This is a genomic window from Phormidium sp. CCY1219, from assembly GCF_035615515.1.
Lineage (GTDB): Bacteria > Cyanobacteriota > Cyanobacteriia > Cyanobacteriales > Laspinemataceae > CCY1219.
Genome location: NZ_JAJENT010000613.1, coordinates 1 through 11,344, shown reverse-complemented (window position 1 = coordinate 11,344; position 11,344 = coordinate 1). Strand labels below are relative to the sequence as shown.

The window sequence follows — 11,344 nt, the reverse complement described above, 5'->3', positions numbered from 1 at the left end:
ACTCTGAACGTAGCCCTCGTAGGGCTTAGGCTGGTCAGCTACCTAAAGTCAGGGGCTAGAAGCCCCGTCTCTTTAGAACGGGGTGCTGACAGGGCTACCTTCCATTCGAGAAATATATTATCGCAGTTTGCCCCTTGGCGGAAAAGGGAGCTAACTCCCGCAGGGTCTGCATGGGAATGCCCCAACTGTAACGAGTCATCTGGTCTCGCAAGGAGGCTTCCGGTTGGGACCCATCGGGATAAATATAAGGGTCGCCCCACAGGGGATAGGCGTGCATGCCGTGAATCCCCACCACTTCCCCCTGTTGGTTCAGCAATGGCCCGCCACTCATGCCTTTTTCGATTTCGTTCGTATATCCAATGCGATAGCCTCCCGCTAAGGCCCGGTCCAATACCCGCCACAGGGTTCCCTTGCGGAAGACAAACCCCTTCTCCCCCTCCCCGGAAAGACTGTCCCAGGGGAACCCGCCGGCAAACATCGGTTCTCCGGGGGTGAGATGGGTGCCTACTTGGGCAATGGCATAGTCTGCCCCGGGAGTGCGAAACTGCAACAGGGCCAGGTCGTTATCTTCCAGGGAAGGCCCGCGCCGCATCTGCGTGAGGGGATAGCGCCGCCCATCCGGCGTCTCTACCTGATAGGGCGGGGAAGCGAACCGCAATACGTGCTCGTTAGTCACCACGGTATATGTGGCCCCTTCCTGGCGAATCAAAATCCCGCTTCCCAGGGGTTCCTCGGCCAGGATTCGCACGGAAATCGACTGCGCCACCTGCTGCAAGTCCCTCGCCTGCGGGGTTGCCGCTGTGGGGGGCTGCTGGGGGCCGACGGTGGCGCGCTGCTGGGGGACTTCCAGGAGGACGCCCAGGGCGAAAACTCCCCCACAGGCTATCCCCAACCCCCAGCGCCAATTGATACCGGATTTGGCCCTATGCACCTGTTGCTACTCTCCTTCTGGGGTCAGGGTTGCCTCTTCTGCCGGCATCTGGTTCAGCCATTGGTCGATGTTATAGTAAATTTCCCCATTCACCGTGCGCGCCACTTGCTCCCCGTTTAATTCCAAGGTGCGCCCCGCCGCCAACCCCCGCATATCCAAGAGTCGCTGCGCCGCTTGATGGCGGTCCATCCCTGGAGATAGGGTAACGAGCAGGTTGTCTTCATTGCAGGCATTCCCCTGCTGGCGCACCGCACATAACACCGATTCGTTATTCACGATGCCGGTGCCTAAATACCGCATGCCGTTGTCGTAGTACCGCTCGAACCGTTTCGACACCTCGATACAGCGCCGCCGCGAGGGCCACTCCGGATTCGTATTGGAAACCCAGCTAATCATCGGCACGTTCCCGCGCGGCGTTCTGGCAAAGGTGCGGTATATGCCGCCGAGTTCGGCACAAAAATATTTGTCCGCTCCCGCCTCCGCCGGTTGCGCCACTGCTACCAGCGGCGCGATCGCCAGCGCCAACCCCATCCCGATTCGAGTCAATCTTCTATTTTTCATTGTCCGCTCCATCCCTGGCTGTACCAGGGTTTCATGGGTTTTAAGATATAAGCTGCCTAGCCTATCTCAATTATCTCGTTTTCCCCGGGTTTTGTCAAGCCCGCTGCCCCTCCAAGTGAGGAACCTTCAAACCCTCTATTCCTCACCTCCAACTCGTCCAACTCGTTCCCAGGCTCCTACCCATAACTGGTTCCCCCCAGGGGGGAACGACCCTCCAGAGCTACCGCCTCCCCCCCCAATCAATGCGATGCGATCGCATAACTTGTACCCTCGCTCATGTGAGCAATGCATAAATAGACAAAACCGGGATTTCTGATGCCACTCCAACCCGGTGGGGATTAAAATGGCGGGGGTTGCTAGAGGCATTAACCCAGAGAATTTAATCTCCGGGGTGTGTATTGCCTCACATAAAATAACCCGCGAACCGCACCCCTCCGCGCCCCCTGGGAAAAAATTGTAAAGAAAAATTTATGAACTTTTGTAAAATTTGCTATACCAGGGAGGAATCACCAAAACAGCCATAGGAGCATTTCCATGCTAGAGCTATATCAGTTTGAAGTTTCCCAATACAGCGAAAAAGTCCGGCTGATCCTGGACTACAAAGGGCTGGAGTACCGAAAAATCGAAGTCACCCCCGGCGTCGGACAACTCGAAGTCTATCAACTCTCCGGACAGCGACAGGTCCCGGTACTCAAAGATGGGTCTACCATCATCGCCGACTCCACCAACATCGCCAAATATCTCGACCAACAGTATCCGGACCGCCCAATTATCCCCACCGAAGGCAAACAGCGGGGACTGTGCCTGATGATGGAAGAATGGGCCGATGAATCCATCGGAACCAAAAGCCGCACTGTCTTATTTAGCGGAATCAGCAAAGACCAAAGCTTCCGCAGCGCCCTGTTACCCCCAGACACCCCGGATTTGGTGAAAAACCTGGTCGAAGCCGTCCCCCCGGATTTGCTCAAAACCCTCGGATTCGGTCTCGGCGCAACCCCAGAAGCCGTCACCTCGGCGGATGATTCTATCAAACAAGACCTAGAAGCCCTGTGCCTCATCCTAGAGGATAGCCCCTATTTAACCGGCGACGCGCCCACTTTGGCAGATTTTACTGTAGCGGGATTGTCCATCGTGCTGAAATTCCCCAATGGCCCGTATCTGGATATTCCGGAAAAACTTCGCGGTAAAGGAGTTCCCGGCATTGCGGACAATCCGCTTTACGAACCCTTTTTCCAGTGGCGCGATCGCCTCTACGCCGAATTCCGCAAACCCTTAGTCCCCGCCACCCCCATGCCCTCTGGCGACCAACGCCCCACCTCTATTGACATAGAATAAGGCTTTCCCACCCATATCCGCCGAATTGGATATGATTCTTTCCCAGGTTCCCGCCTGGGAATGCCTCCCCCGGGTGGGTATGCTTTCCCCCCGCCACTCAATCCACTCATTGCCCTTGATTGACAACTGACAACCAGCCACGTACACTCGAAACAGAATTTGCCCGCCGGCTGCTTCCATTCCTGCCAATTCCCCTTTGTCCCACCCGATATTTTTTGCCAAACCCACAGCAAACTCGAGATTTTTTCTACTCTATTGCGCTGAGGTCTATCGTTGCGCCGCAAAACCCAGTAGAATTTTCTATCAACGAGTCAACCGCAAAATTCCCTTGAACTTTTTTCATTCAATATTGCCGTATGAATCAGGATCAACCTTTAGGCTCAGTCATCCAAGGTTCTCTCAGCGACGGATTAGAAGTCAAACTGCATCCCGATGTTTTAGTTGAAGATATGCGTGTGGGAAAATTCCTCGTGGTGCGCGGGGTGCGATCGCATTTTTTCTGCTTGCTCACCGATGTTTGTCTCGGCACAACCAGCGATCGCATTCTCATCAATCCCCCCCACCAAGAAGACTTTTTCATGCAGGAAGTGCTCGCCGGAAGCAGCACCTACGGCAAAATCGAGCTCTCTCCCATGTTAATGCTCACCCCAGAAAACGAGCAAACCGGCTGGAGTCCCGAGTCTATCCTGAAAACCCAGAGTTCCAGACGCCAAAAGAACACCTCCTTAGCCTCCTATGAAGGCTACACCCGCGCCCCAATGGAGTTAACCCCGGTTAAAACCATTCCCAGTCATTTTTCCCAGGTTTACGACGCCACAGAACGGGATTTTCGCTTAGTCTTTGGTTGGGAAGATGACCCGCATCGCCGGAATTTCGCGATCGGTCAACCCCTAGACATGGAAGTGCCGGTTTGTATCGACCTCGATCGCTTTGTAGAACGCAGTAACGGCGTATTCGGTAAATCCGGAACCGGCAAATCCTTCCTCACCCGTCTGCTCCTTTCTGGTATTATCCGCAAACAAGCAGCGGTGAATTTAATCTTTGACATGCACTCGGAATATGGCTGGGAAGCCGCCACCGAAGGAAAACAATTCCGCACCGTAAAAGGCTTGCGCCAGCTTTTTCCCGGACAAGTGGATATTTACACTTTAGATCCAGACTCCACCCGGCGACGCGGAGTGCGCGACGCGCAAGAATTGTATATCGGTTACGACCAAATTGATGTAGAAGATATTGGCTTAGTCGCGCGGGAATTAAATCTCTCAGAAGCTAGTATCGAAAATGCAATTATCCTTCGCAACGAATTTGGCAACAGTTGGATTACCCAATTGTTAGCCATGACTAATGAAGATATCCAGAATTTTTGCGATGAAAAGCGGGGAAATAAATCTTCCTTGATGGCCCTGCAGCGCAAACTCGGTCGCCTGGACGAACTCAAATACATCCGCAATACTTGTCCGAAAAACTATGTGAAGCAAATTCTCGATACCCTGGATGCGGGCAAACATGTGGTCATCGAATTTGGTTCCCAGTCAAACATGCTTTCTTATATGTTGGCCACTAATGTCATTAGCCGCCGAATTCATAGAGCTTATGTGGAACAGTCGGAAATATTTTTGCAGACGAAAAATCCCAGCGATCGCCCCCGTCAATTAGTGATTACCATCGAAGAAGCCCACCGCTTTCTCGATACCGCCACGGTCCGTCAAACCATTTTCGGCACCATCGCCCGGGAAATGCGAAAATACTTCGTCACCTTATTAATTGTAGACCAGCGCCCCTCGGGTATCGATAATGAAGTCATGTCCCAAGTGGGAACCCGCATCACCGCTTTGCTCAACGATGAAAAGGACATCGAAGCTATTTTTACCGGGGTTTCTGGCGGTCAAAATCTCAAATCCGTCCTCGCCAAACTCGATTCCAAACAACAGGCGCTTATCCTCGGTCACGCGATTCCCATGCCGGTGGTGGTTCGCACCCGCGCTTATGACGAAAAATTCTATCAGGAAATTGGCTTTATGGATTGGGAAGGAATGCACAAAGATAGGGTATTGAGAGCGGCTGAATCGGCAAAAAATGATTTGGGATTCTGAGGGACAATTCCGAGGATAAATCGCAGGAATTAATGGGTTTAAATAGCACGGATTTCGATTCAACCTGCGATTTCAATCCCCCGCTTCAATAGGCCATTTTGTGGCAAAAACCAGGGTAATTTTTCCTCCGAAAATCGCGGCTTTTGGGTGGAGGAAACGGGCCGCCCCTACCTCACTATTAAGTTTTATGACGTTACTTAAGCAAGGGGAAAGTTACTCACTCAGCGGGAAATGGCATTTTGCCAAACGGGTAGAAACCCACTTGAATTGCGACGACGAAACGGTTACAATAGAAGTCATTCGTTTGCTCTTCATCCATCCGACGCGGGGTTGGCCATGCGACCACTGCCTGTATAACCGACGAAGAACGAAGCGATCGCCGGTAGTGCAGACCGGGGGAAATTCACCCTCCCTCGGGAACCGGGGTGGATTCCCCGTCGGAATGTAAACAATTGTAAAGAACTTCGGTAATGACCGAAGACGGCTCTGGATCCAAACAAAGAGATAAATCGCCGTTTTGGAAACATAACAGCCAAGGCATTTTAAATTCTACAGATTAGGGGGAAAAAGAGGGTGCTTAATCAATCGCTCTATTCAAACAAGCATACAGTTGCACAGGCGCAATCCGAACAAAAATCCCAGGGAAAATTTCGCCTCCTAAAAGGGGCGATCGGCGCAGGGGTTGGTATGGGATTGGCGATCGCCCAGACGGCGATCGGCGCGATCGCCTTTGAAAACGCAGCGCAGTCCATGCCCGCGCGGAACAACCCCGCCACCACCATCCCCCCCAGGGAGGAACCCACTGAGGGAGAAACCGCCATTCCGGAGGCCCCGGAATCCGACGCGACGGAAGAAACCGCCGTCCCACCCGAGTCCACCCCAGTTTCCGATGGAGTTTACCTGTACGGGCAATCTCGAGAACCGGAACAACTCGGGCAGGCATATATGGTATTCGAGCTGCGATCGGACCGACTTCTGGGAGCATTTTACATGCCACTTTCCTCATTTGACTGTTTTTACGGCAATGTGGAGGAACAGAAATTAGCGCTCACCGTAGTCAATAGCTACGATCGCACCCACCATCTTTACGCCATCCGCATCCAGGACTATCCAATCGCCGCATCTGGGGAAAATCCCACCCCCGACATGCCCAGATTGGAAGGATTCCATCCAATCCCCACCGTCAGCGACAACGATCGGCGGATTTTGGGGGTATGCAAGGAGAACTATCAAGACCAAATCTGGCCCGAGTAGGAAAGGTTGCAGGGGGTGGACAGCGATCGCCCCTATGTCCTCCCCCTGCGCCGCCATTAAAACTCGATTCCCGGTTGTGCCTTCACCCCTTGCTCGCGAAACGGATGCTTCACCAGGGTCATTTCCGTGACTAGATCCGCCCGCGCGATCGCGGCGGCGGGTGCGCCTCTACCAGTGAGAATCACGTGGGTATCGCCGGGTTTTTCCTCTAAACCGGCAAGCACCCGATCCACCGACAGATAACCCAGTTTCATCGCTACATTAATTTCATCGAGCAACACCAGTTTGTAGTCTGGGTTGCGGATAAACTGCAAAGCTTTTTCCCAAGCCGCGAGGGCCATTTGAGTATCGCGATCGCGGTCTTGAGTTTCCCAGGTAAAGCCTTCTCCCATCGCGTGGAACTCCAAGCGATCGCTAAACCGGCTGAAAATTTCTTTTTCCGCCGGTTCCCACGCGCCTTTAATAAATTGGACGATCGCCACCTGATAGCCATGACCGAGCGATCGCAGCACCATACCCAACGCCGCAGTGGTTTTTCCCTTCCCATTGCCGGTGTGGATAATCACCAGTCCTTTTTCGCGGTTTGCTGAAGCTAAACGCTGCGCTTGCACTTCCTTGCGGCGTTGCATCTTGCTTTTGTACTGCGCCGAGTTCAGGGAGGACTCGGATTTCTCGCCAGAGTCATCCACTGCTAAATCTTTTTGCCCTAAATCTGGATTTTGTTGCATAGCTCGTTCCTGGAACACCCTCTTTAGCTTACATCTGCCAGAACCATTCGCGATCGTGGCAAAACCAGCCCTCGAAACTTCCCCACAATCGGGCCATCCCCCCGCCCCCACTGACTTCCAGTCCCTTCAGGGTTAAGGTAAGTTTGGCTATAGATTAAGGATAGGTTAAATTAAAAATAAAGCCCCTTACACAATATCAGAGACTTTTGTCTTACTCTAAAAAAAACCCCGAGGGGCAAAATGGGAAGGGACGCCGGTTGCGCCCCCCCAGTGGCCCAGGTCATCGTTAACAAGCTTCTTAAGCTGGAGGAAACCATGTCAGAAAAATCTGATTTTCTATATCCTCGGAGTCGCTATTATGGCAAGTTCACGCCAGAAAATTTAGCCTTTGATGCAAATTTGCAAGAATTCACCCAAAAAGTCAATTTCATTTGTGGGTTAGAAACCGGGGGAAAAATTTCACCGGAAGAAGCCTACCAAGAAATTAAAAGCCTGTGGAAAGACTTGAAAAAAACTAAAAAGCAGTTAAGAATTGGAGAAATACCCAATGAAACCGAATAAAAAAACCACAGTGGGAAAGACAGAAACCCACCCAACAATGAGTTAAGTTTCTAGTTTGGGTCTCGCGAATTGTCGGGGACAACTTTCTACTATAAAAGCGGTAAACTGGCTGCATAGGTGTGAATGGGAAGTAAATCACTATGTTGCCAGTCAAACAAGCCGAAGCGATTGTTTTAGATTTAGTTCAACCCCTGGATGCCCAACGGGATAGGGAAAGTCTCGATCTGTTCTCTGCCTCGGGGCGCATTTTAGCCGCACCGATGGCGGGGGATTTAGACTTTCCCCATTGGGATAACTCAGCAATGGATGGCTATGCCCTGCGCTATGAAGATGTAGCACACAGTAGCGCCTCGCCCACCGTAGAACTGAAAGTCGTAGAAGAGATTCCCGCCGGGAAACCGCCCCAGGTAGAGATTCAAGGGGGCCAAGCGGCGCGAATATTCACCGGGGGGATGATGCCCCGGGGTGCAGATACGGTCATCATGCAGGAGAACACCCGCCGCCGAGGCGATCGCGTAGAGATTTTAGCCCCCCCATCCGAACCCGGGGAATTCGTGCGTCGCAAAGGCGCATTTTATCAAGCGCAAACCGAACTCTTACCCGCCGGAAGTCTTCTAGGGCCGCCGGATATCGCCGTTTTAGCTACCGCGCAGTGTACCCAAATCTCGGCATATCGACGTCCGAGGGTGGCGATTTTATCCACAGGAAACGAGTTAGTGCCACCAGGTCAACCCTTGCAACCCGGACAATTGGTAGACTCGAATCAATATGCCCTCGCCGCCGCCGTGGAAGCCTTAGGCGGGGTGCCGATCGCAATGGGGATTATTCCCGATCGCCCCGACGCCCTGGAAAACGCGATCGCCTCAGCTATGACTAAAGCGGATTTGGTCCTCTCCACCGGTGGCGTTTCTGTGGGGGATTACGATTATGTGGAAGAAATTTTAGAAAAATTAGGCGGTAAAATTCACATAAAACAAGTGGCCATCAAACCGGGAAAACCGCTGACCGTTGCTCGCTTTCACCGCGACCCCTTGTCGGTGGTTTACTTTGGCTTACCCGGAAACCCGGTGTCTGCCTTAGTCACCTTTTGGCGGTTCGTGCAACCGGCAATGAAAAAGCTAGCCGGCAAGGCATCCGGGTGGGAACCGATATTCCTGGAGGCGCGATCGCGACAAGATTTGCGCGCGGGGGGACAGCGAGAAACCTATTTGTGGGGTCAGCTACAGCAGGGGTCTAGCGGTTACGAATTTACCCTCGCCGGCGGGAGTCACAGTTCGGGCAATTTAATCAACCTATCCCAAACCACCGGGTTAGCCGTGGTGCCAGTGGGACAACAATTTATCGCCACCGGTGAAACCCTTCAAGTATTACCAATTGGTTCCCCGATTGTCGCCTAAATCGGCAACAATTGATGGTTTTCGGTTCCCAAATCGGTTCAGAAACGCCCAAGAATAGAGGTTAAAAAGATTATGGAGAGAGGTCAACGCCGCATCGGCATGGAGCAAGAATTCTTCCTCGTCGATGAAACGGGAGTTCCCTCAAATCGCGCCGATGAATTTTTGCAAGCTTGTCATCAACGGGGAGAAAAAGAAGGCGTGCATCCCCGCTATTTTGTCGGTGAGTGGGTGAAGGGGATGATTGAGGTGAATACCCCCCCAGCTCATACCCCCACCGAACTCGCCAGATCCTATCTGAAACATCTAAAACTGGCGATCGCCGTGGGCAAAACAATGGGTCTGCGACTCTATCCCCTCGCCAGTTATCCGTTGCACCTGATACCGGCGATTCGGGATAAGCTCAATTACCACCTACAGGTTCGCACCGTGGGCTACGAACGGTTTTTGAATGCGGGAAAATGTACGGGAACCCACCTGCATTTAGAAGTGGCACCCAATACCATCGATCCGCGCGTTGGGGTGTCCTATGAGTCCACAGCAGCGGCGCGCGCAGAATTGGTGAATATTTATAATTTGGCCACCGCCCTCGATTCGGCAGCGATCGCCCTGAGTCGGTCTTGTCCCTATTATGAAGGCAAAGCCTTCGGCTTAGCCTATCACATCGTTCGCTATCGCGGCAGCGACAAGTTTGGCTGGGAAGGAGTTTATACTCATTTGCCCTCCGTGGGCGGCTTGATGCCTTATGCCGATTCGGTGGAACGGTTGGTGGAGTTGCACTTCCAGCGGTATTATGCCTGGATGCGGGCAATGGATGAAGCGCGGATCGATCGCGACCTGTTTGGCAAGTCGGGCGGGAGTTTGCTCAAAGCCGGCTGGAATCCCGTGCGGTTGAATAATTTGGGCACAGTGGAAATGCGCGCTATCGATAGTAATTATCCGCAAGCGATTTTGGCGACGATCGCCCTGATTTATCATGTGGCGTCCCGAGTGCAGCGCGATCGGATCGCCGTGCAACCGAAACCGGGAGTGTGCAAGTTTGAATTGAACGGCGATCGCCTCTCGGTGCCGCCGTTCGAATACATGAATGGAGAATTGCTTTATGCGGCGGTGACCGAAGGGGTCAACAGTGCTATGGTAAAAGCCTATTTGGATTCGATTCTCGAATTTGCGGCGGACTCTCGCGACCCGCAAGCTAATGAACTCGAAGCCCTGTTGCTGTTTGATTTGGGACAGGATCGAACCACGGAAGCGGAAATCTTAGCCGAATTTCCCCCCGTCAGCGATCGCCTCTCGCGCGAAGAGGGTTTGCGTCTGGTGCGCTTTGCCTGCGATCGTCTAGAGGAACAGGTGGATTCCCTTTCCCAACAAGCTCCCCTACAATCTTTGCCCGAGGTTCCCCTCTCCGACAGCACCCCGGCCTAAAACATCTAATTTGCTTACCTCACCTTTTGATTATTTAACTCGTTCCCCCTGGGGGGAACGCACTTACTGAGACTCCGCAGAGATGCGATTAAAAGAATCGAGCCGCATCGGGTCTATTCATTCTGTTGAAATTTTATGCAATTTAAAAGTGCGAAGGGAGAGGGAAGCCCAGGCCATTTCTCTACTCTTCGCATTCATACATCCGGCGGCGAATCTCACGGGTCGATCGCTTTTTCAGGGAGGGAATGGACAGGGGTTGCGCGCCGACGCCTAAGGATTGAGGGGGTTGGACTCCTTGCATGCCATCGAGGAGAGCATCGCGCACCGCCCCATCGGTTTCGCGCGCGAGCATGACGCGAAAATACTCGGCAATTTCTCGACGGGTGGAGCGATCGCTTCCTTTCATCAAGCGGGTCATCTGGCGCACCGCAATCAGACGTTTCAGGGGGTCGGCATCGCCGAGATGAAAGGATAAATCGTTTAACGTGGCTTCATTTTGGTGGGTTTTGGAATTCATCAGTTGCCACACCACCAGGATTAAGGTAGCCATTGTGGCTACACCTTGGAGAATCGCACCGGTTGCCAGCCAAGGATTTTCTGCCGCCAGCCAAATGGAAACCGCCATATAGGTGCTAAAGGTGGTTAATCCGCCAGTGCAGACCGCGATCGCCATGTGACGATTGGCTCCGTGCAACCATCGCCGCAGTTGGGACCCCACTGCCTGCCAGTCCCAGTCCTGCATTAAATATACTAACAGCATCACCACCACGCCCGCACTGGTGGCAATCAGCAGTTTCCAATTCCAGATCAGCAAAGCGATCGCCACGGTCAGCGCCAACAGCCAACCGCTGCTTCCCCGGTATTTCTGCCGAGAAAGCTGCTTTAAAACTTTCATATCCGCTCCAATTGAGTTTAAATTTCGGATTAAATTAACCAGTTGCTGCTTATTTGATGACGCCTTTGCCACGTTTTTTTACCTAGTTACTGTCATCAGAAATTAGGGTTGGTAAGGGGGAGAACGGAAACCCTCGTCATTTATGCGTAGGGAGGAGTTCTCCCCCC

11 protein-coding genes are annotated in these 11,344 nt (G+C 52.7%); 7 read left to right on the top strand and 4 right to left on the bottom strand.

Annotation, left to right across the window (positions count from 1 at the left end):
- Positions 1 to 94: 94 nt before the first annotated feature.
- Both LKK83_RS17185 and LKK83_RS17180 read right to left on the bottom strand, forming a co-directional pair.
- The gene (locus LKK83_RS17185) at positions 95 to 931 is read right to left on the bottom strand and encodes a S1 family peptidase (protein ID WP_324632474.1); all 837 of its coding nucleotides are present in this window, start codon (positions 929 to 931) and stop codon (positions 95 to 97) included.
- A 6-nt stretch (positions 932 to 937) separates the two neighbouring features.
- The gene (locus tag LKK83_RS17180) at positions 938 to 1,492 is read right to left on the bottom strand and encodes a COP23 domain-containing protein (protein ID WP_324632473.1); all 555 of its coding nucleotides are present in this window, start codon (positions 1,490 to 1,492) and stop codon (positions 938 to 940) included.
- A 534-nt stretch (positions 1,493 to 2,026) separates the two neighbouring features.
- Here LKK83_RS17180 and LKK83_RS17175 point away from each other — a divergent pair.
- The 4 genes from LKK83_RS17175 to LKK83_RS17160 all read left to right on the top strand — a co-directional run bounded on the left by LKK83_RS17175 (position 2,027) and on the right by LKK83_RS17160 (position 6,174).
- Entirely contained in the window at positions 2,027 to 2,827 is an 801-nt protein-coding gene (locus LKK83_RS17175; protein WP_324632472.1) for a glutathione S-transferase family protein, read from the top strand.
- Positions 2,828 to 3,183: 356 nt separating this feature from the next.
- A complete protein-coding gene (locus tag LKK83_RS17170; RefSeq protein WP_324632470.1) occupies positions 3,184 to 4,920 on the top strand; it encodes an ATP-binding protein in 1,737 nt (578 codons plus the stop codon).
- Between the two features lie 187 nt (positions 4,921 to 5,107).
- A complete protein-coding gene (locus LKK83_RS17165; protein ID WP_324632469.1) occupies positions 5,108 to 5,368 on the top strand; it encodes a hypothetical protein in 261 nt (86 codons plus the stop codon).
- A gap of 125 nt (positions 5,369 to 5,493) precedes the next feature.
- Positions 5,494 to 6,174: a hypothetical protein gene (locus LKK83_RS17160; RefSeq protein ID WP_324632468.1), complete on the top strand. Its 681-nt coding sequence runs from the start codon at positions 5,494 to 5,496 to the stop codon at positions 6,172 to 6,174.
- A gap of 56 nt (positions 6,175 to 6,230) precedes the next feature.
- Here the strand turns inward: LKK83_RS17160 and cobO are convergent, their stop codons facing one another.
- Complete coding sequence (gene cobO, locus LKK83_RS17155; protein WP_324632467.1) at positions 6,231 to 6,902, bottom strand: cob(I)yrinic acid a,c-diamide adenosyltransferase; 672 nt, start codon at positions 6,900 to 6,902, stop codon at positions 6,231 to 6,233.
- Between the two features lie 315 nt (positions 6,903 to 7,217).
- Between cobO and LKK83_RS17150 the strand changes: the two genes are divergently transcribed.
- From LKK83_RS17150 to LKK83_RS17140, 3 genes are all read left to right on the top strand, one after another.
- Positions 7,218 to 7,463 carry a DUF7219 family protein gene (locus LKK83_RS17150; protein WP_324632466.1) on the top strand — a complete coding sequence of 82 codons (246 nt, stop codon included), beginning with the start codon at positions 7,218 to 7,220 and terminating at the stop codon, positions 7,461 to 7,463.
- Positions 7,464 to 7,603: 140 nt separating this feature from the next.
- On the top strand, positions 7,604 to 8,860 hold the full coding sequence (locus tag LKK83_RS17145; protein ID WP_324632465.1) for a molybdopterin molybdotransferase MoeA: 1,257 nt from the start codon (positions 7,604 to 7,606) through the stop codon (positions 8,858 to 8,860).
- Positions 8,861 to 8,932: 72 nt separating this feature from the next.
- The gene (locus LKK83_RS17140) at positions 8,933 to 10,282 is read left to right on the top strand and encodes a glutamate-cysteine ligase family protein (protein WP_324632464.1); all 1,350 of its coding nucleotides are present in this window, start codon (positions 8,933 to 8,935) and stop codon (positions 10,280 to 10,282) included.
- 181 nt (positions 10,283 to 10,463) lie between these two features.
- Here the strand turns inward: LKK83_RS17140 and LKK83_RS17135 are convergent, their stop codons facing one another.
- A complete protein-coding gene (locus LKK83_RS17135) occupies positions 10,464 to 11,177 on the bottom strand; it encodes a hypothetical protein (protein ID WP_324632463.1) in 714 nt (237 codons plus the stop codon).
- Positions 11,178 to 11,344 lie beyond the last annotated feature (167 nt).

Excerpts from the sequence above, each read along its gene's own strand:
- LKK83_RS17180 (WP_324632473.1), bottom strand. The coding sequence starts at position 1,492 with ATGAAAAATAGAAGATTGACTCGAATCGGGATGGGGTTGGCGCTGGCG.
- LKK83_RS17175 (WP_324632472.1), top strand. The coding sequence starts at position 2,027 with ATGCTAGAGCTATATCAGTTTGAAGTTTCCCAATACAGCGAAAAAGTC.
- cobO (WP_324632467.1), bottom strand. The coding sequence starts at position 6,902 with ATGCAACAAAATCCAGATTTAGGGCAAAAAGATTTAGCAGTGGATGAC.
- LKK83_RS17165 (WP_324632469.1), top strand. The coding sequence starts at position 5,108 with ATGACGTTACTTAAGCAAGGGGAAAGTTACTCACTCAGCGGGAAATGG.
- LKK83_RS17150 (WP_324632466.1), top strand. The coding sequence starts at position 7,218 with ATGTCAGAAAAATCTGATTTTCTATATCCTCGGAGTCGCTATTATGGC.
- LKK83_RS17135 (WP_324632463.1), bottom strand. The coding sequence starts at position 11,177 with ATGAAAGTTTTAAAGCAGCTTTCTCGGCAGAAATACCGGGGAAGCAGC.
- LKK83_RS17145 (WP_324632465.1), top strand. The coding sequence starts at position 7,604 with ATGTTGCCAGTCAAACAAGCCGAAGCGATTGTTTTAGATTTAGTTCAA.
- LKK83_RS17140 (WP_324632464.1), top strand. The coding sequence starts at position 8,933 with ATGGAGAGAGGTCAACGCCGCATCGGCATGGAGCAAGAATTCTTCCTC.
- LKK83_RS17170 (WP_324632470.1), top strand. The coding sequence starts at position 3,184 with ATGAATCAGGATCAACCTTTAGGCTCAGTCATCCAAGGTTCTCTCAGC.